General features: G+C 39.5%; 26 protein-coding genes. 12 read left to right on the forward strand and 14 right to left on the reverse strand.

What is annotated here, in order from left to right; translation table 11 throughout:
• Positions 1-198: 198 nt before the first annotated feature.
• From H541_RS0101130 to H541_RS0101140, 3 genes are read right to left on the reverse strand one after another with little or no spacing between them, the layout of a single operon-like run.
• Positions 199-993: a phosphotransferase family protein gene (locus H541_RS0101130; protein ID WP_022795517.1), complete on the reverse strand. Its 795-nt coding sequence runs from the start codon at positions 991-993 to the stop codon at positions 199-201.
• A 43-nt stretch (positions 994-1,036) separates the two neighbouring features.
• Positions 1,037-2,353 (reverse strand): ABC transporter permease, encoded by a 1,317-nt coding sequence (locus H541_RS0101135; protein WP_022795518.1) that lies wholly within the window; start codon positions 2,351-2,353, stop codon positions 1,037-1,039.
• Positions 2,354-2,358: 5 nt separating this feature from the next.
• Positions 2,359-3,084, reverse strand: coding sequence for an ABC transporter ATP-binding protein (locus H541_RS0101140; protein ID WP_022795519.1), 726 nt, complete (start codon positions 3,082-3,084; stop codon positions 2,359-2,361).
• Between the two features lie 210 nt (positions 3,085-3,294).
• On the opposite strand from H541_RS0101140, the gene H541_RS0101145 reads away from it, so the two are divergent.
• The 6 genes from H541_RS0101145 (at position 3,295) to H541_RS0101170 (ending at position 7,215) form a co-directional block, all read left to right on the forward strand.
• Positions 3,295-3,726, forward strand: a complete 432-nt coding sequence (locus H541_RS0101145) for an HIT family protein (protein WP_022795520.1) — start codon at positions 3,295-3,297, stop codon at positions 3,724-3,726.
• A gap of 1 nt (position 3,727) precedes the next feature.
• Positions 3,728-4,057, forward strand: coding sequence for a YtxH domain-containing protein (locus H541_RS11165; RefSeq protein WP_022795521.1), 330 nt, complete (start codon positions 3,728-3,730; stop codon positions 4,055-4,057).
• Between the two features lie 277 nt (positions 4,058-4,334).
• A complete protein-coding gene (locus H541_RS0101155; RefSeq protein ID WP_022795522.1) occupies positions 4,335-5,066 on the forward strand; it encodes an amino acid ABC transporter ATP-binding protein in 732 nt (243 codons plus the stop codon).
• Between the two features lie 17 nt (positions 5,067-5,083).
• Positions 5,084-5,884: a transporter substrate-binding domain-containing protein gene (locus H541_RS0101160; protein ID WP_022795523.1), complete on the forward strand. Its 801-nt coding sequence runs from the start codon at positions 5,084-5,086 to the stop codon at positions 5,882-5,884.
• A gap of 14 nt (positions 5,885-5,898) precedes the next feature.
• On the forward strand, positions 5,899-6,540 hold the full coding sequence (locus H541_RS0101165; protein ID WP_022795524.1) for an amino acid ABC transporter permease: 642 nt from the start codon (positions 5,899-5,901) through the stop codon (positions 6,538-6,540).
• Between the two features lie 18 nt (positions 6,541-6,558).
• Positions 6,559-7,215, forward strand: a complete 657-nt coding sequence (locus H541_RS0101170) for an amino acid ABC transporter permease (protein WP_022795525.1) — start codon at positions 6,559-6,561, stop codon at positions 7,213-7,215.
• A 142-nt stretch (positions 7,216-7,357) separates the two neighbouring features.
• On the opposite strand, the gene H541_RS0101175 is transcribed toward H541_RS0101170, so the two are convergent.
• On the reverse strand, positions 7,358-8,032 hold the full coding sequence (locus H541_RS0101175) for a uracil-DNA glycosylase (RefSeq protein WP_022795526.1): 675 nt from the start codon (positions 8,030-8,032) through the stop codon (positions 7,358-7,360).
• A 148-nt stretch (positions 8,033-8,180) separates the two neighbouring features.
• On the opposite strand from H541_RS0101175, the gene H541_RS0101180 reads away from it, so the two are divergent.
• From H541_RS0101180 to H541_RS0101200, 5 genes are all read left to right on the forward strand, one after another.
• Positions 8,181-9,062 carry a Cof-type HAD-IIB family hydrolase gene (locus H541_RS0101180; protein ID WP_022795527.1) on the forward strand — a complete coding sequence of 294 codons (882 nt, stop codon included), beginning with the start codon at positions 8,181-8,183 and terminating at the stop codon, positions 9,060-9,062.
• A 167-nt stretch (positions 9,063-9,229) separates the two neighbouring features.
• Positions 9,230-9,400, forward strand: a complete 171-nt coding sequence (locus H541_RS12885; protein ID WP_022795528.1) for a YvrJ family protein — start codon at positions 9,230-9,232, stop codon at positions 9,398-9,400.
• A gap of 126 nt (positions 9,401-9,526) precedes the next feature.
• Positions 9,527-10,006, forward strand: coding sequence for a nucleoside 2-deoxyribosyltransferase (locus tag H541_RS0101190; protein ID WP_022795529.1), 480 nt, complete (start codon positions 9,527-9,529; stop codon positions 10,004-10,006).
• A 4-nt stretch (positions 10,007-10,010) separates the two neighbouring features.
• On the forward strand, positions 10,011-11,570 hold the full coding sequence (locus tag H541_RS0101195; protein WP_022795530.1) for a Ppx/GppA family phosphatase: 1,560 nt from the start codon (positions 10,011-10,013) through the stop codon (positions 11,568-11,570).
• A 12-nt stretch (positions 11,571-11,582) separates the two neighbouring features.
• On the forward strand, positions 11,583-13,742 hold the full coding sequence (locus H541_RS0101200; protein ID WP_022795531.1) for an RNA degradosome polyphosphate kinase: 2,160 nt from the start codon (positions 11,583-11,585) through the stop codon (positions 13,740-13,742).
• A 169-nt stretch (positions 13,743-13,911) separates the two neighbouring features.
• Here H541_RS0101200 and H541_RS12655 read toward each other — a convergent pair whose 3' ends face one another.
• The 10 genes from H541_RS12655 to H541_RS0101250 form a co-directional block, all read right to left on the reverse strand.
• Positions 13,912-14,748, reverse strand: coding sequence for a peptidoglycan recognition protein family protein (locus tag H541_RS12655; protein WP_022795532.1), 837 nt, complete (start codon positions 14,746-14,748; stop codon positions 13,912-13,914).
• A gap of 109 nt (positions 14,749-14,857) precedes the next feature.
• A complete protein-coding gene (locus H541_RS0101210) occupies positions 14,858-15,088 on the reverse strand; it encodes a DUF2922 domain-containing protein (RefSeq protein WP_022795533.1) in 231 nt (76 codons plus the stop codon).
• A 71-nt stretch (positions 15,089-15,159) separates the two neighbouring features.
• A complete protein-coding gene (locus H541_RS0101215; protein WP_022795534.1) occupies positions 15,160-15,360 on the reverse strand; it encodes a hypothetical protein in 201 nt (66 codons plus the stop codon).
• 106 nt (positions 15,361-15,466) lie between these two features.
• On the reverse strand, positions 15,467-15,970 hold the full coding sequence (locus H541_RS0101220; protein ID WP_022795535.1) for a sigma-70 family RNA polymerase sigma factor: 504 nt from the start codon (positions 15,968-15,970) through the stop codon (positions 15,467-15,469).
• A 244-nt stretch (positions 15,971-16,214) separates the two neighbouring features.
• Complete coding sequence (locus H541_RS12660; RefSeq protein ID WP_022795536.1) at positions 16,215-17,357, reverse strand: ABC transporter permease; 1,143 nt, start codon at positions 17,355-17,357, stop codon at positions 16,215-16,217.
• Positions 17,358-18,479, reverse strand: a complete 1,122-nt coding sequence (locus H541_RS0101230; RefSeq protein ID WP_022795537.1) for an ABC transporter permease — start codon at positions 18,477-18,479, stop codon at positions 17,358-17,360. It lies immediately after the preceding gene.
• A gap of 8 nt (positions 18,480-18,487) precedes the next feature.
• The gene (locus H541_RS0101235) at positions 18,488-19,423 is read right to left on the reverse strand and encodes an ABC transporter ATP-binding protein (RefSeq protein WP_026501515.1); all 936 of its coding nucleotides are present in this window, start codon (positions 19,421-19,423) and stop codon (positions 18,488-18,490) included.
• 192 nt (positions 19,424-19,615) lie between these two features.
• Positions 19,616-20,755 (reverse strand): sensor histidine kinase, encoded by a 1,140-nt coding sequence (locus H541_RS0101240; RefSeq protein WP_022795539.1) that lies wholly within the window; start codon positions 20,753-20,755, stop codon positions 19,616-19,618.
• Positions 20,756-21,397 (reverse strand): response regulator, encoded by a 642-nt coding sequence (locus H541_RS0101245; RefSeq protein ID WP_022795540.1) that lies wholly within the window; start codon positions 21,395-21,397, stop codon positions 20,756-20,758. It abuts the gene before it with no gap.
• A gap of 96 nt (positions 21,398-21,493) precedes the next feature.
• Positions 21,494-22,657: an acyltransferase family protein gene (locus tag H541_RS0101250; RefSeq protein WP_022795541.1), complete on the reverse strand. Its 1,164-nt coding sequence runs from the start codon at positions 22,655-22,657 to the stop codon at positions 21,494-21,496.
• A gap of 304 nt (positions 22,658-22,961) precedes the next feature.
• On the opposite strand from H541_RS0101250, the gene H541_RS0101255 reads away from it, so the two are divergent.
• Entirely contained in the window at positions 22,962-23,756 is a 795-nt protein-coding gene (locus H541_RS0101255) for a hypothetical protein (protein WP_022795542.1), read from the forward strand.
• The last annotated feature ends 610 nt before the right edge of the window (positions 23,757-24,366 follow it).

Below are 24,366 nucleotides of genomic sequence, written 5' to 3' on the forward strand. Positions count from 1 at the left end.
CACTTCCGTATGTCTTATTTTGATTTATCTACTTATTATGTCTTGATTTATGTACTGATTATGTACTGATTGATTTATGTACTGATTGATTTATGTACTGATTAATTTATGTACTGATTAATTTATGTATTGATTATGTCATGATTTGTGTCCTTATTATGTACTGCTTAATATAATGATTTATTAGGGCATTACACCTTATGATTTAAGAGATCTTTGTTGGTAAATCTGACGAAGTAAAATAATTTTTTCATTCACTTGTCGATTTCGCCCCTCAAAATGCTCTTGCTTAATCAAGAGTAATAAACTCATCAAACTATACCATTCGATCCGATGATACACTTTCGTCGTGATTGACAGACCGTAGCGTTCGAACCACTCATCCCATGACGCCAACGGAACGTAATGTGTTAACAAGTAGGTGAGGTCAAAAACAGGATCAGAAATTTTAACACTCTCCCAGTCTACCAAGAATAATTGCTCCTCTTCCGACTGGATAAAATTCTTACGATTCAAGTCTCCATGACAAACAGTCTTATGGTAACACGGAATCGTATCTGCTGTATCTTGTAAATAGGCTAATACTTTATTCAACCAAGAGTGAGTGACGAGATCATGATGTAAGCCATCTTGATAATCACTGATAAAATCTGCTGGTTCGTAAACTTTCCCTTGAACTTGCTCAAGCATGTTCAATAAGCGTTGACTCCCATGGACATGTCTTAGAATAGTGATAACGTCATCACTAGCCATCTCGTCCGGAGCCAACGTGCGACCATCTAGCCACTCTTGTGCTGTTAGGATATCACCATTGTGGGACCGCTTCGTCCAGATCAATTTGGCTGTTATCCCTTCAGTCGATAGAGCTGCTAAGAAAGGCGATGAATTTTTTTTAAGAAAGATGCGTTGGTCTTCCTTTGTACCCATATAGGCCTGCCCGGTATCTCCCCCAATTGGATGGAGTTGCCAGCCAGAATCTGAATTATAATCCATCACTTATGCCACCTTACCCTGTTAAACCACTTATTTTTTCTGCTCATTTTAACAACTTTTTCTTTTTCTTTCGCACACTTCGGCGTGCCACTTCAACGGCTTGGCGAATCCCTTCTGCTAATAGGACACCACCAACGGCTGTCACCCAGCTTATCGGTGCTGAATGAACGACTTTATATACTATACCTAAAAAAACCGCTTGTGACAATATAGATAGTCTAATTAATCGTGTAAAATCGGCTGTTTGTTCCGCGTCACTTGCCGGATATATCGCTAGCAAACTTTTTTTGACCGATACTTCTCTTAATGGCAACCATTGGAGCAAGGTCAAAAATGTGACCCCCGACATAACTAATAAACCCATTAACCAGTGATCAACACTGATTAAAAAGAGCGACCCTACTAGTGTCAGCCGGAACCACAGCGCTAGATAGTGTTGATTCCTAACCACGATTCTGACCCACAGATAACCCTCAGGACTTTTCATGCGTCGGCTCAACTGTTCAACCAGCGAGTCTAGATAACGCCTACGCTTCACCGATGTATTTCCTAATTCCTTCACATCCGTAAATTGTGAGAGAAAGACATAAATCATTTGTTGACGATCTTGTTCTATTGTAATAGCGTTCTCGATGGCAATAAAGTGTTTTGCCTGTTTTAGCGTCCGAATAGTTCGCCCTAACATGACTACTGAGACCGTTGCCCAAATCACTGCTGCTATCACAGCAATCGTTGCAGAAAAATAACCACTGCCCAATAAGACGAAGGTAATCAGAAATAAACCACCACTGATTTTACCGAGACGCCCGTTGTATTGTCTTCCCTTTTCAGACAATTGGAATAATCGGTTGACAAAGGTCAACAAAGTAGTTGAAATTACTATTATCACTACAGCCAAACTGCCAAGCGGTTCATATCTGAGAAATGGTAGTACCATAATCGTTACAACCACTGATAAAACCAATTGTCCTATTAAACTAGACGAGCTACTCTTGACGATATACCGTTTAAGACCAGCGAGGTCGGCCATCAAAAAGAGCTTGTCAGCTGGTACAAGATAGGTTTTGATTTTCCCTGATGAACTGACTAATGCGAGTAGCAGGATGGCAATAAAAGCGACTAACTGGAGTTGCCAACCATCTGCTTTCAGCCAGCGACTATATTGTAAGGCAAATGCGCCAATCAAAAAGACGATGACTACTAGTATATGATCATTCAACACATAACGAGAGTAATGGGACATTTTTTTGAGAAATGCCTTACTTCGTTCACTTCTGATGGCTACATAATCGAGTGTGGCGGATGCATCATTACCCATTTCACGCCTAACATCATCTATTGTTTTCTTGTGAGGAGACATAACTGCTACCTCCTTGCAACTTTCAAATACAATTGATCAAGGGTCGCCTCTGGTTCATTCAGTTGAGCACGGACCTCATCCAAAGTACCATAAGCAGCAACGCGTCCTTCGTGAAGCATCACAAACGCATCACATAGCTTTTCTGCTGAGCTCAACACGTGGGTCGACATTAGGACGGATTTCTGTTCCCTCTTCTTTTCTTCTACGATCGTCAAAAAGGTATCAATGGCAAGCGGATCCAATCCCAAGAAAGGTTCATCGATTACAAATAAAGAGACATCAAGCATCATCGCACAGATAATCATCACTTTTTGCTGCATTCCCTTAGAGAAATGCACGGGAAACCACTCTAATTCTTTCTCTAAACGAAAAGCTTTAACGTATTTTAGCGCTCTCTCCCAAACAGCAGGTATGTCCTGATGATAGGCCTTAGCGGTCAACTCAATGTGCTCTTTAAGGGTTAATTCAGGATAAAGAATAGGCGCTTCAGGGATATAAGCAACCCGGCTTCTAAATAAGACGGGTTCCTTTTCTTGCGACAATTCGTCAAGAGTTATTCCTCCTGAAAAAGGGGTCAACAACCCCATAATTTCCTTGATTGTTGTCGATTTTCCGGCACCATTCAGTCCTATTAAGGCAGTGCAATTCCCTGTTTTTGCTGAAAAACTAATATCATGTATGACCGGTTCACTCAAATAACCGCCACTCACTTTATGTAACGTTAAGACCATTACTTTCTCCCAATTCCCCTCTATTTTAGTTAGAGTGATCCGTGTTTCAAACAGACTTGACTCTTAATGATCCCCTTCCATTCATGAGGACCTAACGTTTTAAGAATTTACCCTATTGTACCACGACACCCAGTGAAACGATACCGTTCCCCTTTTCTGTATGCTATACTTTTAAGTAACAAAACCTAATGCATTCAAGGAGGAATTTCAGTGAGTGAAACTATATTTGAAAAAATAATCAAAAAAGAGATCCCAGCTTATGTTGTTTATGAAGACGATGTGGTCTTGGCCTTTTTAGACATTTCTCAAGTTACCCCTGGTCACACCTTAGTCCTTCCTAAAAAACACGTGGCCGATATTTTCGACTATGACGGCGACTTAGCTGCCACTGTTTTCAGTCGGATTCCTAAAATTGCTCGTGCTATTCGTACATTTGATCCCGCTATCAAGGGGCTCAATATTCTCTGCAACAATGGGGCTTTAGCCTACCAAAGCGTTTTCCACTCGCATATCCACCTAATTCCGCGCTATACAGAAGACGATTCATTCGGGTTGAAATGGGCTGATAATAGTGCTGATTATACGCCAGAACAATATGAAGCAATTGCAGCAAAAATAGCTGAAAAAATAGAGGAGGATTAAGATGGGATTTTTTAAAGGTCTGATCGTTGGTGGCCTAGTCAGTGGAATAGCCACTTTGCTCTACACCCCAAACGACGGTAAGACAAATCAAAAAATAGTGAAGGACTATCTTGAAACCTTAGCTGAATCAGTAGATGATTTGACTGATTCAACTACTTCCTTAAGCGATGCACTCGATCGTTTCAAGACAGTAGGCTTAAAAAGCCTGACAGATGCTACACAAGGGATCACTGATTCAGTTGAACGATTCGACTCAGATACTAAACCACGCGTTCGCCGGATCAACGCTGAGATCGAATCACTGTCAAACTCGTTGGACGATTTGAAATGATTGCTTTCTTTCATTGTTTTCAATAAAAGGACCAATAACAAACGGAGATGGGTTGCAAAACCCATCTTTTTTTGTGAAAAGCATCCTAATTTTAGCCTTTTTTTCATGATAAAAATAATTTTATAGGATAAAAAATTGTCAAATCGTTAAAATCACATTACAATTAGAGGCAGTTATTAGTTTTTAATGAGATAATTGTAAGAGGAGTCTTACTTAAAAACATCTTAACTGTATCTATTTTGTTAACAACTGCTAATTATTCAAAGGGGGCAATACTATGATCGAATTTCAACACGTCGACAAATTCTATGGCGACTTCCATGCGCTAAAAGATATCAATCTCACAATTGATAAAGGAGAAGTAGTCACACTGATAGGACCTTCTGGATCAGGTAAAAGTACTCTCTTACGCTGTATCAACCGATTAGAAGCTATCACAAAAGGAAAATTGTTGATTAATGATGTCGATATCTCAGCTAAAGACACCGACATCCGCAAGATTCGCCGAAATATTGGGATGGTGTTCCAACATTTTGAACTCTACCCTCATATGACTGTACTAAAAAACATTACACTCGCGCCACGAAAAGTACTCCATGTCGATGAAAAAGAAGCAGAAGAACGGGCTGAGCGTTTCTTGAAACGAGTTAATCTTTGGGATAAACGTAACTCCTATCCTAACCAACTCTCCGGTGGGCAAAAGCAACGGGTCGCAATTGCTCGTGGACTTGCGATGAATCCTGAAATCATGTTATTCGATGAACCAACCAGTGCTCTTGACCCCGAAACTACGGGTGATGTTTTGGATGTCATGCAACGCATCGCCGAAGAAGATAAAATGACGATGGTCGTTGTAACACACGAAATGGGCTTTGCTCGTGAAGTCAGTGACCGAACTATTTTCATGGCAGAAGGCTTGATTCTTGAAGACCGTCCAAGCCAAGATTTCTTTAATGCCCCGCAAGATGAACGTGCTCAACAATTCTTGAACCAAATTATTCGCCACTGATCTAAGGAGGTCGTCTTATGACACAACGAAACAGACTTTACCCCCTTTTAGTTGTGATCTTGAGTTTATTCTTTGTTGCTGGTTGTGGTGCTACTGCCAAAAAAGATATTGCAACACGCATAGAAGGAAGCAACAAGCCGGTTATCACTTGGGGGGTCAAAACAGATACGAACTTGTTTGGGCTCTATAATATTCAAAACCAGGATATCAAAGGATTTGATGTCGATATCGCGAAAGCTATTACTGATGAGATTACAAATGGCGAAGGTGAAGCTGATTTTGTCGAAGTTAGTTCCAAAACGCGGATCTCTTTGCTAAAAAACGGAAATATCGACGCTATTATTGCTACCATGACAATCACAGATGAACGGAAAAAAGTCATCGACTTCTCTGATGTTTACTTTGATGCTGGTCAATCTTTACTAGTAGCCAATGATTCTCCTATCGAAAATGTCGAATCATTAGAAGAAGGTGCGACAGTATTGGCTGTTAAAGGCGCTAACTCAGCTGCAAACCTGAAAAAACACGCACCACAAGTTCGAATATTAGAATTAGAAAACTATAGTGAAGCCTTTACCGCGCTAGCCTCTGGTCAAGGGGAAGCAATGACGACTGATAATGCTATTTTATTGGGGATCATCGATCAAAACCCTGGTTATCGGTTGGCAGGAGAAGCTTTCACAGAAGAACCATACGGGATTGGGATAGATAAAGGGCAAGATGACTTCTTAGAAGAAGTCAATACAGCTCTTGAAACCATCAAAAAAAATGGTGTCTATGATGAGATTTACGATAAATGGTTCGGCGGCTTAATGTAAAGGAGGAATCTCACATGTTTTCAGTTTTACAACAGTATTGGCCAGCTTATTTGGAGGGGTTCAAGTTTACCCTGATTGCCAGTGTCATCGCTCTAGTCTTTAGCCTTATTATTGGAGCTCTAATGGGGATCATGCAGACAAGTCACGTTAAAATCGTTCGAACGATCAGTAATATATATGTCGAGTTTTTTAGAAACATTCCGTTATTGATCATCGTTATGTTCTTTTACGTCGTTGTCCCCTTGTATCTATTCCCCGTTACAGGATTCGCTTCTGGTGTGATCGGTTTAACCATCTACACGTCTTCATTTATCGCGGATAATGTCAGAGCCGGCATACAGGCAATCGACCCTGGGCAAATGGAAGCTGGCATGTCACAAGGTTTCAGTTATTCAGAAACGATGCGATATATTATTTTTCCACAAGCAGTTCGCGTCATTATTCCACCACTAGGTAACCAAACGATCAACTTAGTTAAGAACTCGTCCATACTAGCGATGGTAGCTGGTCTTGATTTGATGTATCAAGGAGACTTGATTTCTCAACAAACCTTTAACGTGGTTGAAACTTATGTCATTGTTGGGATCTTTTATCTTTGTATTACTTTCCCACTGACTTATTTCAATAAATTCTTAGAACGCAGACTTGCGCTTTAATCGAAGGGAGTTTTACGTATGAATTTTCAAGACGCTTTTTCTTGGATCAACATTCGCTTTTTACTCTCTGGGTTAAGCGTAACGATCCAAGTCGCATTCTTTACAATTGTTTTCAGTGTCATCCTAGGCGCATTCCTAGGTGTCATCCGTTACTATAATATTCCTTATGTGTCACGTGTGTTGGGTTGGGTCTTAGATATTATTAGGAACTTGCCCTTACTACTAATCATTTTCTTCGCCTACTTTGCCTTACCACAAATGGGACTACGAATGAATGTCTTTTGGTCAACAATCTTCTCGATGACAGTCTTTGAATCGGCAATGATTTCGGAAATTTATCGTGGTGGGTTGAAATCCTTACCACCTGGTCAGTTCGAAGCTGGGATGTCCAGTGGTCTAACACGAAATCAAACCTTGATTTACATTCTAATGCCTCAAGCTATTCGTCAAACCTTGCCATCGGTTGTCAGCCAGTTGATTGCATTAATCAAAGATACCTCTTTAGCGACAATCATTTCGTTGCCAGAGTTGACTCATAATGCGAAGATTATCTATGGACAAACAACATCATATGTTATCCCAATGTTCGTAGCATTAGCCTTCTTCTATTTCGTGATTTGTTATGCTCTGTCACGATTCGCAAGATATCTAGCTAAAACGATGGCTAATAGTTGAAGAGCTGTGTAAATAATCTTGTATTCCTCTGATACTTTGAATAACTATAAATACACAAGGATAAAAAAGAAGTGAGAAAATCTCACTTCTTTTTTTCTACTTTAAACGGTGTTCTATCAGCAACTTCTTCAACTAGCTCTGTCTAGATACACCAATCCACTGGTTTTTCTCCCATCTTAATGAGGGCAAAGTTTGCTGTTGAGAATGGTTTTGACCCAAAGAAACCACGATAGGCTGATAGTGGGCTAGGGTGTGGGGATTCGATAATCACATGTTTATGGGTGTCAATCAATTTTTTCTTGGCTCTTGATGGGCTACCCCACAGGATAAATACGACAGGTTTGTGTCGTTCGTTTAATGCCTTGATGATTCCATCAGTGACCTCTTCCCAACCTTTATCTCGGTGCGAAAAAGCTTGGTGTGCTCGAACTGTGAGGACTGTATTTAACAATAACACGCCTTCTTTCGCCCATTTTGTCAAATCTCCATGGTTTGGAATTGGGCATCCTAAATCCGAGTGTAATTCTTTATAGATATTTTGCAGACTTGGCGGAATTTTAACGCCCTTTTTAACTGAAAAAGCTAATCCATTCGCTTGCCCTTCTCCGTGATATGGATCTTGTCCTAGAATACACACTTTAACTTTGTCATATGGCGTTAAAGTCAGTGCTTGCCATATTTCAGTCATTGGTGGATATATGGGAGGGTGATTTCTAGTGTACTCTGTCTTCAAAAAGTCATGTAGTTTGCTATAACTCTCGTTTGCCGTCAATTTTTCAAGAATGGGTTGCCAATCATTATCCAAAGAAATTGTCACGTGTCTCTCTCCTTCTTATAGGCATTATCAAATTAAAAATATCTCATTATTGTCTTCTATCTTAACATATATGTTGCTTTGGGGATGCACAATGTTATCGTTTTGGTTACAATGTAAGTAACATTCAAACAATTAAAGGAGATCAAAGATGTCATTACAGCTCGTAGCTTCTGATATGGATGGTACTTTACTAAGAGACCACTCCCAAATCTCACCTGAAAATGTAGCTAAAATCAAAGAAATCCAACAACTTGGAATTACGTTTGTGGCTTGTACTGGTCGGACGTTGGAACAAGCTCGTAGTGTTTTAGATCATTACGGGATTACTTGTCCGTTGATCACATTGAACGGGGCACAAATTTATACCGCTGATAACACATTAGAATTTGAACGTCCGCTGTCTAAAGAGACTGCTCATCACTTATATCAAAATACCGATTCCTTAAAAGTCATTCCAGAATTATTGACGGACCAAGGTATTTTTATGCGTTCTCGTGAAGAACGGTTCAGCAGTTATGTTTATTTCTATCGCATGGTCAATCATGAAGCCAAAGATTCGGAGATCGTTGCTACTTTAAGAGATCTTGAATCTAAATGGCATATCAAATATGCGGCTGACCTGAAAGACTTGATTGATACACACAACGTCTTAAAGATGACCTTCTTTACAGATCACGACATTGCCCTTTTAAAAGCATTGCAATACGATCTCACGCAACGTTATCCCGATATCTCAGTCACAAGTTCTGGTCTTGGAAATATTGAAATTAGTTCAAAGGAAGCCCAAAAAGGATTAGCTATTGCACGATTTGCGAAAGACAATGGTATCTCTCTCGATCGCACGATGACGATTGGCGACAACTTAAATGATATCTCAATGTTGAAAGTTGCAAAATACAGTTTTGCTGTGGGGAACGCTCAACTAGAAGTTCGTCAAGCCGCCAAACATCTGACCAAAACAAATGTTGAAAATGGCGTCAGCTTAGCTATCGACAAGGCTATTACTATGTCAACTCAAACAACCCATTAATGTTAAGAAAAGTACATTCTGTTCATAATGAACATGATCGAGGTAACAGTTAGCACTCTTCTATTCGTTTTTATCAATAGCTCAGCTAGTCTCGCTCTAACGCTTGTCTGCTAACACTAGCGTTAAAGGAACTGGTCGAGTAAAAAACGAAAGGAAGGTGTTTTTTGATGATGTCAGATCTAAGCGTTTATATCGATCTTATTGGTAATATAGGTTTTCCGATCCTGTTAGTGTTCTACTTGCTGAATCGGACAGAGAAGAAACTCGATACGATCATTCAACTGATGACAGAGTCCCTCAACCTCTTAAAACCATTGTCACAAGTTCAACCGACATAAGAACTAGCAAGAATAACCTCGAGGTAAAGCAAAAAACACTGCTTTACCTTTTTTTTATGCACTTTTTACTATAAAAACGTGAAAATTCGTTATAATAGGAATAGACAAGCTTATGGGAGGATTTACATGAAAATTTATTTCGCAAGCCCCTTATTTACTGAGATGGAATTTCAATACAATGCGTCAATCGTCCAAAAAATCAGAGACCGTTATCCGAATGTCACAGTCTACTTGCCTCAAGAGGCAGCAGAGATAAACGACAAGAATGCCTATGCTGATAGTCAACAAATCGCTCAATATGACACAGATGAATTGCTCTCGAGTGATCTCATCTTAGCCGTTTTAGATGGCATCCATATTGATGCGGGTGTTGCTAGTGAAGTTGGGGTGGCTTATCAAGCCAAGATACCAATGATTGGACTATTTACAGATTCTAGGCAACTCGGAGCAACTAACGCTAAGAAGTTAGCGGCATTACAAGAGGTTGGCGAATCCCAATTTGCTTATGTTAATTTATACACTGTGGGTCTGATAAAACTAAATGGTACTGTCGTCAATTCAAGTGATGCTTTAGTAGATGCTATAGCATCCTATATGGAAGTGTGAAACTATGACAAAAACAAAAAAAGATCGCATCGGTTTAATGGATATTGGCTCTAACACCATTCGGTTAGTCGTCTACGAACTATCCGCAAACCATATACCATATGAACTCCAAAACGTTAAAACACCAGCACGGTTATCCCAGTACGTCGATGATGACGGTGTCCTTTCTGCAGAAGGAATTGCAGTGTTGATTACTGCTGTCAAGAGCTTCAAGGCTATTTGTGATGGTGCTAAGGTCAACACACTCTTACCTATGGCGACTGCTGCTGTCAGAAATGCGACTAATCAGGCTGAGATTGTTGCAGCTACTAAAGAAGCAACTGGTGTTGAGATTCAAATCGTCAGTGATGAGCACGAGGCCTTCTATGGCCAATATGCTGTCGCCCACTCTGTCCACTATAAAAATGGTGTTACCATCGATATTGGTGGTGGTTCCGCTGAAATCACCCACTTTGAACAAGGTAACATTATCAACTGGATCAGTTTACCCTTTGGTGTCGTTTCATTAAAAGAACACTATTTATCCGGCAAGAATTATAATGATAAAGATGGTCTAGAAAATATTCGCAAGCATATTCGTAAGTCTTTAAAAGAGCTAGATTGGCTTAAAGACCAAAAATTACCAGTGATTGGTATCGGTGGATCTGCTCGTAACATTGCGAATGTCCATCAACGTCAGGTTCATTATCCGTTAGCTGGTGTCCACGGCTACGAAATGTCCGAAAAAAACCTTGAAGAGATGGAAGACCTTTTCACAAATCTTTCTTACAAAGATCTGACCGATCTGGATGGCTTGAGTCGTGACCGTCGCGATATTATCATTCCTGCTACAATCATGTTCGAGGAATTATTGTCCTATGTGGGCACTAAAACATTCGTCTTCAGTAATCGTGGTTTAAGAGAAGGTATCCTCCTTTCTTATATCAACAACACTTATGATAATCCTTTCAAATTAGACGAATTAGAAGATGGCACAGTGAAACGGTTGAGCGAAACCTACCATCAAATGGCTAAAATCGTTGCACAGCGCGAAAAGCTTGCCTTTCAATTGTTAGGAGAATTCGAACAACACAAAGACGTTGATGTCCCAAAATACTGGGATACTCTATTGTGTTATGCTGCTAAGATTTACTTCATTGGTAATCGGATCGAGCCAGAAGCTGAATCCCAACATACCTTCTATATCGTTTCAAATAGTAATTTAAATGGCTTCAAACATCACGACCGTGTCATCATTGCTGCGCTAGCAAGTTACAAAAATAAGTCCCTCTTAAAGCAATACTTACAACCTTTTGAAGGTTGGTTCTCAGATGATGAAGTCCGCTGGCTAATTATCTGTGGTGGTATTTTGAAATTCAGTGATGGCTTGACAACTAGCCACTTGAACACTGTTAAATCAGTCAAAATTGCGTTGAAAAAGAATAAAGCAACACTTTATATTTATCACTCTGGAACGATTTTGACTGAGTCATACTTAGCTAATCGTCGTCTTAAACATTTAAATCGCATTATTGCTCAAGAGTTATCCCTTGAATTTATTGATATGACACAAGATAAAAAGTAAGGAGGATCGAGCATGACCATTTATCATCTTGCAAAATTCAATTCTCCAAAGCTATACCAAAATCGCGAACTCAGTTGGCTCGATTTTAATGACCGAGTTCTTGCAGAAGCAAGTGATCCCCTGAACCCGTTGTTAGAGCAACTTCGTTTCCTAGCGATCGTTAGTTCTAATCAAGATGAATTCTATATGGTTCGCGTCGGAGGATTGAATGAAGAACGAACACTAAAAAATCCGCCAAGAGACAGTAAGACCCTACTGACTCCGCTAGAGCAACTCAAAAAGATTTCTGTCAAGAATACTGCCATCGTAAACGATCAATATGAGCGTTTTGAAGAGTTGCGTCCACTCCTTAAACAAGAAGGCATTGACCTTTTAGATTTGGATGATTGGGATCAGTTAGACTTAGAAAGCCAAAAAGCACTAAGGGAGTACTTCAAAACACATGTGTTCCCAGCCTTGACCCCACTAGGAGTCGATAATTATAGACCCTTCCCTCAAATCCCTGCACAGCAATTGAATCTGTTGGTGACATTGTCCAATAAGCATGATGAACACTTGGCTGCAATCGTCCCTATCCCGGGTCTGCTCAAACGATTGATTGAGGTCCCCAAAACAACGAATCAGTTTGTCTTTCTTGAAACCCTGATTAGCCACTGTCTACAAGACTTATTTGCTGGTCATAAGATCCATAAAGCGCTTCTTTTTCGGGTCACTCGTGACGGAGATCTGAGCTTGGATGATGAGTCGACTTCTGATTTGCTAGAAGCAGTTGAAGAAATCTTAGTGGCTCGGAAACGGAGTCAATCAATCCGCTTAGAAATCGGAAAAGTGCCAGGTTATGACTACCACGACAAGGAAGTCCAATGGCTGATGGACCATCTTCAAATTGAAGAATGGGGGCTTTCAATCGTTAATGGGCCGCTAGACCTTACCATCTTAGATGATTTTTATGGGGTATTAAAAGATCGTTTCCCACACCTGGCTTATGGCTCGTTTACGCCCTACCATGTCCCTGAGTTGACTAATGGTTCTATTTTCGATGCTATCAGCAATAAAGATTGGTTGATCCACTTGCCATATGATAGCTTCGATCCTATCGTTCAATTGATCACACAAGCAGCGACTGATCCCGATGTCGTTGCCATCAAGCAAACCTTATACCGGGTTGGCAAAAATTCTCCAATCATTAGAGGGTTGATTACGGCCCGAGAACACGACAAAGAAGTAACCGTCTTAGTGGAATTAAAAGCTCGTTTTGATGAAAAAAATAATGTTCATTGGGCGAAAGAACTTGAAGAAGCCGGATGTCACGTGATCTACGGCGTTACCGGCTTAAAGACCCATAGTAAAATCGCAATGGTCGTTCGTCGAGAAGGAAATCGAATCAAACGATACTTACACTTGGGAACTGGGAACTATAATCAAACAACAGCACGTTTTTACACTGACATGGGATTACTAACGAGTAATGAAAGCTTTGGGCAAGATGCCACAAACTTTTTCAATGTCTTGAGTGGTTTCCAAGAACCCCTCCCCTATCACCAATTCAATGTCTCGCCATATCATATTAGAGACCAGATGATTGCGTCGATTGACCAAGAAATCGAGTTCCATAAGGAGCATGGTAATGGTCATATTATTGCTAAAATGAACTCATTGAGTAGTAAAAAGATGATTGACAAGTTCTATGAGGCGAGTGCTGCAGGCGTTAAAATCGATTTGATTATACGAGGAATCTGTTGCTTGAGGACTGGTATAGAAGGCGTGAGTGATAATATTACTGTCTATAGTGTTATAGGCCGTTTTCTAGAACATAGCCGTATCTTCTATTTCAATAATAATGGTGATGAAAAAGTCTATTTATCAAGTGCAGACCTTATGACGCGTAACTTGGAAAAAAGAGTTGAAATCGAATTTCCAATCATTGATCCTAAATTAGTTAAACGATTAAAACGAATCCTCGATATCTATCTTGAGGACACGCAAAAAGCGAGGGTGATGGACCAAACTGGATTTTATCATTATCGTTTAGAAGGCGAGGCACGCCTAGTCGGTAAAAGTGCTCAGAGTGAATTTATGGCAATTGCTGAAGAGAAAAAGAAAGCTGCTAAACCTAAAAAACCAGCAAAAGTTCATTGGTTCCAACGCCTCTTAAAACGTATCAAGAGCTAGGCTGCTAGACTAATCCTATTGAAACCCTCAGTAGAACAATAAACCTAATAGCTCATATGAAGCATAAATGTAAAGAGATGGATCACTACGCCAAAACATGTAGTGATCCATCTCTTTCTATTTTTGACTCTAGATTTATTTGTTATTATCAGATTTAAAACTAGTTTGCTTAACTTCTCTGATTAGAATTAATCCACTGGAGTTGTTTTAAACCTGTTAAGCTTTTATCCGTAAAACCACCTGACCAACAAAATTCACCACTATTTTTTCCGACCAACCAATAAGGATTTCCTGAAATCGATTCACCCTTTACATAGCCCTTAAATCCAAATTTCTGACCTGGTTGTAATAAATAACTCGCACTCGCTTTAGTAGTTGGTTTCTTTCTTTGATAAACACCAGCACTTCCTACTACACGACGCACTATATGACTACTGCTATTATTATCATGGTTATTACTGTTGCTAGTGTTGGTCGTCTCTTTTTTGTCATGATTTAAATCGAGACCAGTCTTGTCTTTATCATCAGAACTTGTTTGCTTGTATTGTTTAATTAATTTGATCCAATAGTCTCTCACACCTTTGATAGTGCCACCATGACACTCTAACGAGCGATGTGGGCAGGCTGTTGCTGTGAATTCACAATGGAGCTTGATCGTTTTGTCAGTAATTGGTAAATGGTACTTTTTCAGTAATTGAACCACTAATTGACAGGCCTTTCGCTCATTATCCAAGAAAACATTTAGATTACCCAAAGACTGACAGATTTCTATCCCGATATACTCTCTATTCCCCAAAGCATTGGCCGTGTGCCAAGCCATGTTGGATAGATCTTCAGCCTGGAAAATACCATCATTTGCCACATACAAATGAGCAAACCCTAAATACGGTGGATGACTTTTCAACCATTCTTTGTAAAAAGCGACCGTTGCTGCTTGGCTGCCAGCATCATTATGTAGCACAATTCCCTGAGGCTTCCCTATTCGTTTCCCTGCAATTCCATTCATTAAACTAATAGATACCCCTCCTCTTTTAACAAAAAGAGCAGCATGGCAGCTACTCTTCTTGTTGTTGTCTCTTTCATACCTTCATACGATTAGTGTCTTTTCAACCGTATTAGTCAGAAAAATCAAAAATAGGTGTTTCCAGTTTTTCAACATATGTTGCCGAAACGACTTCTCTATACAACTCCACACCATTTTTAACACTTACATTTGCTTCAACGATTTTTTCCATAGCAGTTTTGATCGTTTCTTCGTCTAATTCCAACTTAGGATGACGAACGACGTAATTGACAGATTTTCCCTCACTATTTTTGAACTTTAATTGTAATTGAATTGTTTTCATACTATTTCCCCTTTCGATTGTCTACATACTGTTTACTATTTTGTGATCAGTTTTCTTGCGATTTGGTATGGTTAGATATAAACTTTTTGCTCATTTCCAACTGATTTCAAATAAGTAAGATCAGTTATCGCAACTAATGCGTCTGTTAATAATAGAACAGCACCTTCTGTTACTTCGTCACGAACATTGTTGAATTGTTGACGAACCACCTTTTCAGTTTCTTGGTTCTCAAAAATCACCGACACGCTACCTTTATCAAAAATTTCAGCCATTTGCATTTCCTCCTGTATGTTTTATTTGTTGACCGGCCAGTCATAGTTAAATACGATGCAGGAGGAGAAGGTGTTACCTAAGTCTTCAGGATTTTTGTAGTTTTATTTAGAGGGTCAGTTCTTTGTAGATGGGTTCTAGGTATTTTCTGATTACGTGGATTTTTTGATAGAGTGTTTTTCGTGATATCTGGAGTTTAGAAGCTATCTCTGTTTTAGTCAGTTGTTGTGAATAGAGGAGTTTAAATAAGGTGTGGTATTTTTTAGGGAGGAGTTTTAGACAAGCTAGGTGGATTTCGAGTTCAGTTTCGATTGAATCGGTCATAGTGAGGTCATCTAATTCTGTAGCATCGTCATTTCCCATCCAAGCATGTTTATTTTGTTGTCTCAGATAGTCGATCATGGTCCAGACACATTTTTGCTTAGCGAAAGCTATAAATTGGTATTTTTCACTGGTAAAAGGGTCGCCATCGAAGGTCTCTGCTACTTTTAATAGGGTCAATTGTCCTATCTGCATCAGGTCTTCATAATCAGGATGATACCGATGGATCTGTAGTTGTTTCAATGCTGAAAAAGTAATACCACTAAATTGGACTAACAGTTCTTCACTCATTTCTTTTCCTTTGACGCAGCGCTGCGTTAGTTGTCAAGATCTTGCCTCACTAGCGTATTAAAACCACCCTCTCCTGTCTAATCCCTAATACTGCGTCAGAACCGTTGAATTTTGCACAAAAAAAGAGCTGATACCAGCTCTTTTTCATATGACATATCCTTTAATGATGTGCCACAGCACTCTAAAACTCACTCTTACCTCACCTTAAAATCACCTTAAGCTCATTCTAAAAGTGGAGGATGTCCTAATCAAATTCTCCGATTCTTCTTTGATTACTAAAAGCATAGAACGCAATGCTGACAAAGAGTAACAGAAATGCTGCTAGTGCTGCAGTATTGATCAGAAAGGCTTGTCTTGTAATTCCTTCTTGGAAAGCTCTCAAGAGTTCCAAAGCATAATACTGTGGGGTAACCATCGCTAGTTTTTGAACAAAATCTGGCATAACTTCTAGCGGGATCAATGAACCACTCATTTGTGAGGTCACTGTAAAGAGTGCTACGTTAATAGCTGTTGCCACTTGTTCACTTGGTGCTAGCACAGTGGTTGCCATTGACCATGCTATAGCTATAAAGCCGAAGATGGTCAAAGGATAGGCAAATTGTAATGGTGTGACTCCAGGATTTATGCCGAAGACGCCATATAATGCTACCATCATGATCACAATCTCAAGGATCATGAAGAGTGACCCTACGATTAAGGTCCCTCCAAAATAGCTGCCACGTCCAAGTGGGGTACTCATCAAGCGTTGAAATACTTTGTTACGTCGCTCTTCAGAGATTTGACGAGGTCCGAATCCGCTTGACTGATATAACACCATCAGTAAAAAGATTCCTACTATATTGGTACTCATCTGAATGACTAATCGTTGGTTTTTCCCAAAGCGATACTCAACATCTGGAGTTGTCTCTTTTTTTAAGTCAGCTAAAGAGCTCTCTGTCAATTGAGTATCTTCTAAACTTTGATACTGGAGCAACTCTGAAATAGCACCATCTACTGTCGCTTTGACTTGATCAGTGATTTCACTGCCTTGCGTGGTTACGATTTGCAGATCATTAAACTCCTTTGATGTGACTTGATCATCAAAATCAGCTGGTAAAGTGATAATTGCCATGGCATTATCTGAACTGCTAGCATTCTGTTTATCCTCTTCAGTAATCATGCTCAAATCCACTGAATCATCTAGCAAATCAGCTAATAACGGTTGATAGTGACTACTACTATCCTCTACCATGCTGATTGTGATTTGACTCTCACTACTTTCAGTATTGTAAAAAGGAAGGTAAATCAAAATACTAACAAGTGGTAAGGCTAAGATCCCGGCTGTTTTTACCCAGTTTTCTAGCCACATTTGCAATCTAAATTGGATCATCCACCATAGATTTTTCATCTAAAACGCCTCCCTCTTATTTAAAATAACTGATGCAACAAGATACATGACAGCTGATATCCCTAGCATTCCTAGCAAAGCTGTCCAATTTAGGACTTGAGGCCCCCAATAGGCATCTCTCACTGCTACTGCGATCCATCCAAGCGGAGAAAAACGTGCAATAGCATCGCTAACTGGGAAGTATAGACCTCCTGCAAAGGCAAAAATCGGGATAATGATCTGCATAAAGAAGGAGCCGATACCGTTTTTATCAAATATATCAGTCAGCATACCAAGTGCTAAGAAAAAGAGCATCACCGATGAGATCATCAGAAAACTATAGATCAGGTGATTAGACCAGGGCATGCCGAAAGCTACTTCAGAAATGGCCATCACCACTGCAGTCGCCAATAGGCCAAAGAACGCATTACTCACAAAAACAGAGTTAATGATCTTTTGTCTCGATAATGGGGATATTAACAGACGGTCTAATGTTTTTGAACGTCTTTCAACACCAAACATGGCTAAACCAGTTTCACCAAAGTAAGAGACAAAGAGAATTCCCATCGCAATGGTATAGTATTGAAATGACGTTGGCCCACTATTTGCTGCTTCTTCTACCCAGGCATCCTCTGAAACTCCAATGGGTTGGGACACGACCGTACTAGGATCTACCCCTCTTTCGATTGCAAGCTCAGCCAACCGATAGTTTCGTCCAATTTGTCCAAGATAAGACCTTAATATCGTTTGTTGAATACTCGATAATTGTCCGATTGAGACATTTATACGAGCTCCGTCTACAACTATCCTGGCTTCATTTTCTTCTGGGATTGGTTGGCTATCCCCTGATTGGTCTACTGAATCAGACTGGTCATTCTGTTCTTTAAACTGAATAAAGTTTGATTCCTCATTGTCATTGATAGCCGTAAAGACGCCTTCTAAATAGCTACTATAATCCCCATCATCTGTCTGATAAGTCACTGTAATCTGATCAATATTATCAGCTAAATTGTTACTAAATACATTTTGAAGGACCATGCCAAGTATCAGCATCGTCAGCACTGGCATCAACCCAAAATAAATATAGTTTGATTTTTCTCGTAAGTTTTGGATTAAAACACGTTTAAATAAAGCATAATTCATCAAATCACCTACTCATCTCTCAATGCTCGACCAGTCAAGGTTAAAAAGACCGTTTCGAGATTGTAATATTCTTGGTCAACTTGTTCCACAGTAATATCATGTTTCAACAAGACGGCTAGTACTTCATTCAATACATTATTTTCTGGATTTGTAGTGATCGTTAACGATTGTTCTTTTAAGATAACGTCATTAACACCAATAACATTTTTCAACCATTCTACATCGAAGTCATCAGGCTGTCTGATCGTAATTGAAAGAGCTTTTTGATCGGTAATCAGACGTGTGAGCTCTCCTTCAGTTCCTTGAGCAATTACTGTACCATGGTCGACGATCACAACACGGTCGGCGATTCTTTCAACTTCTTCTATATAATGACTAGTATAAATAATACTCTTGCCATCTTTTTTCATCTTTTCAATGGCTTCCAGAATATAGTTACGTGATTGTGGATCAATCCCAACAGTTGGTTCATCCATGATTACTAGGTCAGGCTCATGAACGATTGCCATTGCAATATTCAAACGCCGTTGCATCCCTCCTGAAAAACTATCCGGTTTTTGATCAGCATGTTTTTCTAACCCTACAGTTCTAAGAGCGACATCTGTTTTCTCTTTCAGGATCTTACCTCTTAGCCCATATATCCCACCAAAGAAAGCGACATTCTCGCGGGCACTAAGATCGTAGTAGATGGCTAAATTTTGCGGTACAAGACCGATTCGTTCCCGGTTTTTGGTATTTCCCACTGGCTTACCGAATAAGGTAATCTCTCCCTTAGAAACCGTGATTAAACCCGTCAACATATTGATCAAAGTCGTTTTCCCAGCACCATTAGGTCCTAGCAACCCTAAAACTTCCCCGTCATTAACATCGAAGGAAACATTGTCGACAGCCAGATGGCTCCCATACTTTTTACTCACTTTATTAACTTTGATTATTTTTTCCATTGTCATTTTCATCCTCTCAGTTATCCCTTATATTTCTTTTATCTCTCGTCATTTGGCTTTTTTATTTTTACCCACAGTTCCGCTATCTTAGGTGTTAAGTGTTAAGGTGCCAATGCGTTATCTTGATTAAAGTGTAACTAAATAAGAGGAACTGCACTAGTGCAATTCCTCATAGCATTCACATGAGATTTCTCATGTCTTAGGTTCTAATTCGATTTTTAAGGGTAAAATAGTTGTCACGATAAAGTTTTTTTGATTACTGATGTGGAGTTGCCCACCAACTTGTTGTGTCCGTTGATTCATTGCAATGATGCCTATACCATTAACGATCGATTCTCGAGCAACGATACCATCATTTGAAACTGTAAACTGAATAATTTGATTTAAAACTTTCAAAGACACTGCTACTTGTGTTGCTTGACTATGTTTGACGACGTTTGTTAATGATTCAGTCAGGTTAGCTTGAATGACTTGCCAATGGGATATTTTTAATTGGTTAATAAAGCCTTGAAATTCGAATGATGTTTCAATCTGATACTGCCTTTCATACTCAGTTAACTGGTTTTTGATTGTTTGGATATTGACGGTTTCCAGTGGTTTTGCTTGTTGGCGCAGCAAATGCCTGATTTTATCGATTCCCTCGCGAATGACTTCGATCGATTGATCAATTAATTGTTCTCCAGTTTCGGGGTCGTTGCGGTAGACATGACGAGCAGCCTCCATCTGGATCAACCCACCCGTTAAGCGATGTCCTAGCTCGTCATGGATCTCATGTGTCAATCGTTGCCTCTCCGCGACTAAATTCACTTGTTGTTCCAAGCGTTGCGCTGTTTGGATCTGATTCAATCGCTCTGCTAGAGTTGTTTTCTCAGTTCTCAGGTCATCTGCAAGTCGTGTTGTCCGGACGAGATAACGTTCCATATGGCCAACAAGATAGTAGATAGCATCCAGAAATAACGTAATAATCACAATAATAATAGTATGAACTGTCTCCATGACTCCGATTGGGAAAATGACCACCAATGCCAAGAGCTGTAGCGAGAAAGCCCACCAGTTAATCTGGTCATCCTTGAATGCCCATACTGCCAAACTTGCTAGGCAGAGTAACACCACTTGAGGCATTATGAACAGACCTAAGATTCCGACTAGGAGTTGGCAATACAAGAGTATTGTCGTTCGGTCGGGAAATGCAGAAATCAACAGCTGTAAGCTGACCCATGCTAAAATCACTATGATCACTAATGCCATTGGGCTAACTGAAATGTCTAGGCCAATCATTGTAAAAACAGCTAAACTCACAAAAATACTGGTAATGACCTGTAATAGCTGCAACTAGTTCTCCTCCCCTACCTTACCCGTCAAATAATAGATGGCAAGTTGTGTCCGATGGTCGAGGTTCAGTTTATGCAGAATCGTCGAAATATGATTATGGATTGTCCCTTCTGACAAGAATAGCCGTTTGGCAATGGCACCATTTGATAATCCTTGAGCTACTAAAGCCGTAATTTCTTGTTCACGGTCTGTGAGATCGGACAAATCACCAGGTTCTCCCAGCTTGTCAATCATCTGTCTGGTTTTCGTCCAGATAGAGGAAGAGAGTACATGCTGGTCCAAAAAAACTGCTTTGATACTGTCAATCATAACTGCTGGTGGCGTGTTCTTTAAGAGATAGGCACTCGCACCATTCTTTATCCCTGCAACGATGTAGTCATCCTCATCAAAAGTCGTTAGAATGATGACTTTCGCAAGGGTCTCTTCTGTGATTACCTTGGTTGCTTCAATACCATTCATTCCGGGCATTCTGATATCCATCAAAACGATATCGACATCATGAGTACGACAATATGAGATGGCATCCAACGCATTGTCGACTGTCTCGATTTCGGAAATTTCAGAGTCCGTTTTTAGGATCAATGCCAGACCACTAGTGATCAAAGGGTTATCATCTACTAGTAAGACTTTTAATGCCTTCATACTTTACTTCACTCGCTTCCCACTCTGACCATTTTTCTGACCAGTTTACTTAAGCCTGTATACTAGCCTCATTATACCATAAGGAATCATGGACACTTAGGCTGGTCGTTTCAAAAACAGTAGCGAACGCGCCAACTTAGCACATGGTGCCACAACAAATCGTGTGAATAAGAAAGCAGTTGGAATCACTAAGAATGTGCTGACAATCAAGGCATAAACAGGTTCTATCACTTGGCCAAGAAAACTAACTACTAAAATAATCATCGTAGTATGGGTCAGATAAATGCCAAACGATACATTTCCTAGTAAAATAGCTGGCCTATTGCTAAAGAAAGCATGTAAATCAGGAATCTCAATCACAGAAATCAACAACATGACATAGCCAATAGCAGCAATGAGTAAGGCTGGTCGTTGTCCCAACATGATTCCAAATAACCGTAGCCACCAGCGATTCGTGATAATAATGATGCTAAGTGGTAAGAACCAAGTCACCAATTTGTGTGACTTGACCCACCCACTCAGTGATTCATAGTAAACCGCTAATGCAGACCCAATCATAAAATAGATGCTATAGTAAGCAGTTCGTTCAAAGGATTCAACAAACGGATAGAAAGTGGTATCTTTCGTTACGACCATCAAGTAGCCAAGACCAGCCCACACGAGTGCCCACGAAAGCACTGCAATCACCATCGATTTCTTATTTTTTTCTTTGGAGAACAAGTATCCGACAATCGGAATAATAAAACTGATCCGCCATTCTTGGATGATTGACCAAAAAACGCCCGCAATGATGTTCAGATGATTGTCCATCAGTAAATATGTATTCCATAGCTCACTAGTCGTTGGAAACCGACTCCATTTTGTATTGAACGTTCCCGCCAAACGGACATCCTGAGTTAAATCTCTATAATAGTAACTGCCAATCAACGTCAAAGTCACTGCAATCAAGTAAGGAAAGATGATTGTCACAAAACGTCGCCCGATAAATCTCCAATATTCAAATTTTTTCCCGTTGATATAGGGCATTGTAATGACCATCCCACCAATCATAAAGAAGAGGACAATAGCCTCATTCCCTGCCCAGAAAAACTTCAATGGTGTAACAGTTAAAACTTCGAGGAGTTGATTTTCATAAAAAGCTTCGTAATGTGCCGCATTGAATGCAGGAGACCAAGTCAGCGCATGAAAAGCAATTACAATTAAGGCACTATACCCTCGTAAGCCATCAAGAGCTAAAATTCGCTCCCTTTTCTTTTTCATTCTGATTACTCTCCTTTTCCAATAATGATAATTCTACTTCTCTTAGCTCAGTAAAGATAGACAACCACTTCCGAGTAGGTGGGTCATTATGAGGTGGAAATGAAATACAAATGAAAATATTATCATTTTTACACTTTACATTTGAAGTTAAAATATCTATAATAAAGTATGTGATATTAACAACAAAGTCTAGTTTTTATAGCACCATTAACGTTAATAATACACTTCAACTTTCGTAACATTTTAACAAGCATTTACAAAAACAATGCTAATAACAGTATTCGAATTATAGTTAGGAGATGCAATGAAATCCCATAAAGTGATCAATATCGATGATCAAGCAACTTTGAATCATCTTTACAACAATGCCACTGAATCTTACTACTTTCTCCCTCCGAAAGAAATATCAGCCATCTGCTCAGTTTCTCACGATAAAACACTTATCTTTGATACTAAAGGTAGAAGCTATGCAGCAGCAAACCGAAATACGAAGCAAATAGCTGACTCCCTCTTCAAAAAAATTGGACTCCCGTATACTTTTTTGAGCCACTTCAATCAAATTTTCACTAAAAAGACCTACAAAATTCCCTACGTATATGGCGATTATCTCTTTGTCCCAACAAATTGTCCGACAAAAACAGACAATCATTGGATAGCTTTTCATCATTTTGAACAGATCCACTATGCAGATGGACTCCCTATTATCACTAATAAACATGATTTTGGCATCGTATATCCTTTAAAACGCAGACAATTCCAAGAACTCTTAAAACATTTAGCTGAAATCCATCACGGACAAGAAAAAAGTATCGAGGACTTAGAGTTTTTTATTGCATCCCGTAAGTCAGAACAATTTTCAGATTCTCTGATTCATCATCCTAAGTTACGGTCCTGTTTTATGAAGGACCAACCATCAAAGGCTGAATACTACATGTCAAAAATTTGGTCGTCTCTGTCAAAGACCATCCGCCAAGATCTCCATATAAACCCCGAGGACGAGTTATTGGAACAAAGCTTTGAACACTACCAAAAGAAGTGGGAAGAACGACACCAAGATTCCTTTTGGTTTGCTGAAGATATGACCGATATTGATTTTTAAGTATACGCACCTATCGATCTATTGACAGTATATTAACTTGAACTATCAACTGATCTTTATGGATTGATCTCGATTGATTAATCTATCGACTCCCTAGCTAAACATACAAACCTTACAAGCATAGCTAGAGATAAAACAACACACAGATACATAGATACATAGATAGCTGATACATACCTGATATATAACCAACATTCTAAAACGATATTCCTAATCATATCGAGAGTAAGAAACGAATGCAAGAAATCTACAAATCAGAGGTCGTTCAATTATCGCCTAGCTTCGAGAGATAAGATGAGCTACCTGAAATTTTTTATTTTTCACGGTAGATTGACTTATAGTCGAAGAAGCTGCTGATTGAAACCACCCTAAAAACATACCTTCTAAAAACTGTATTCAATCGACATAGAAGGAGCTATGACAACTACTGATTGTCATAACTCCTTCTTATTTTAATTCTAATTTTTTTACCCTAATTTGCTTTGTCCTTTTGTAGTAGAATCCGTAGAATGAAAAATCTCTTTTGTAGGAAAAAAAGCCGTAGGATGAAAAGATAAAAAAGAGACTGGGACAAAAAGTCCTAGCTAACCAATATACAGATAAAATCCGC

Source organism: Bavariicoccus seileri WCC 4188 (assembly GCF_000421665.1).
Classification (GTDB): domain Bacteria; phylum Bacillota; class Bacilli; order Lactobacillales; family Aerococcaceae; genus Bavariicoccus; species Bavariicoccus seileri.

Bases quoted from the DNA above. Each gene is read 5' to 3' on its own strand.
- H541_RS0101140 (WP_022795519.1), bottom strand. From the start codon at position 3,084: ATGGTCTTAACGTTACATAAAGTGAGTGGCGGTTATTTGAGTGAACCG.
- H541_RS0101210 (WP_022795533.1), bottom strand. From the start codon at position 15,088: ATGAAAACAATTCAATTACAATTAAAGTTCAAAAATAGTGAGGGAAAA.
- H541_RS0101170 (WP_022795525.1), top strand. From the start codon at position 6,559: ATGAATTTTCAAGACGCTTTTTCTTGGATCAACATTCGCTTTTTACTC.
- H541_RS12660 (WP_022795536.1), bottom strand. From the start codon at position 17,357: ATGAAAAATCTATGGTGGATGATCCAATTTAGATTGCAAATGTGGCTA.
- H541_RS0101235 (WP_026501515.1), bottom strand. From the start codon at position 19,423: ATGGAAAAAATAATCAAAGTTAATAAAGTGAGTAAAAAGTATGGGAGC.
- H541_RS0101200 (WP_022795531.1), top strand. From the start codon at position 11,583: ATGACCATTTATCATCTTGCAAAATTCAATTCTCCAAAGCTATACCAA.
- H541_RS0101160 (WP_022795523.1), top strand. From the start codon at position 5,084: ATGACACAACGAAACAGACTTTACCCCCTTTTAGTTGTGATCTTGAGT.
- H541_RS12885 (WP_022795528.1), top strand. From the start codon at position 9,230: ATGATGTCAGATCTAAGCGTTTATATCGATCTTATTGGTAATATAGGT.
- H541_RS0101180 (WP_022795527.1), top strand. From the start codon at position 8,181: ATGTCATTACAGCTCGTAGCTTCTGATATGGATGGTACTTTACTAAGA.
- H541_RS0101220 (WP_022795535.1), bottom strand. From the start codon at position 15,970: ATGAGTGAAGAACTGTTAGTCCAATTTAGTGGTATTACTTTTTCAGCA.
- H541_RS0101195 (WP_022795530.1), top strand. From the start codon at position 10,011: ATGACAAAAACAAAAAAAGATCGCATCGGTTTAATGGATATTGGCTCT.
- H541_RS0101165 (WP_022795524.1), top strand. From the start codon at position 5,899: ATGTTTTCAGTTTTACAACAGTATTGGCCAGCTTATTTGGAGGGGTTC.
- H541_RS0101230 (WP_022795537.1), bottom strand. From the start codon at position 18,479: ATGAATTATGCTTTATTTAAACGTGTTTTAATCCAAAACTTACGAGAA.
- H541_RS0101245 (WP_022795540.1), bottom strand. From the start codon at position 21,397: ATGAAGGCATTAAAAGTCTTACTAGTAGATGATAACCCTTTGATCACT.
- H541_RS0101255 (WP_022795542.1), top strand. From the start codon at position 22,962: ATGAAATCCCATAAAGTGATCAATATCGATGATCAAGCAACTTTGAAT.
- H541_RS11165 (WP_022795521.1), top strand. From the start codon at position 3,728: ATGGGATTTTTTAAAGGTCTGATCGTTGGTGGCCTAGTCAGTGGAATA.
- H541_RS0101130 (WP_022795517.1), bottom strand. From the start codon at position 993: ATGGATTATAATTCAGATTCTGGCTGGCAACTCCATCCAATTGGGGGA.
- H541_RS0101135 (WP_022795518.1), bottom strand. From the start codon at position 2,353: ATGTCTCCTCACAAGAAAACAATAGATGATGTTAGGCGTGAAATGGGT.
- H541_RS0101250 (WP_022795541.1), bottom strand. From the start codon at position 22,657: ATGAAAAAGAAAAGGGAGCGAATTTTAGCTCTTGATGGCTTACGAGGG.
- H541_RS12655 (WP_022795532.1), bottom strand. From the start codon at position 14,748: ATGAATGGAATTGCAGGGAAACGAATAGGGAAGCCTCAGGGAATTGTG.
- H541_RS0101190 (WP_022795529.1), top strand. From the start codon at position 9,527: ATGAAAATTTATTTCGCAAGCCCCTTATTTACTGAGATGGAATTTCAA.
- H541_RS0101155 (WP_022795522.1), top strand. From the start codon at position 4,335: ATGATCGAATTTCAACACGTCGACAAATTCTATGGCGACTTCCATGCG.
- H541_RS0101215 (WP_022795534.1), bottom strand. From the start codon at position 15,360: ATGGCTGAAATTTTTGATAAAGGTAGCGTGTCGGTGATTTTTGAGAAC.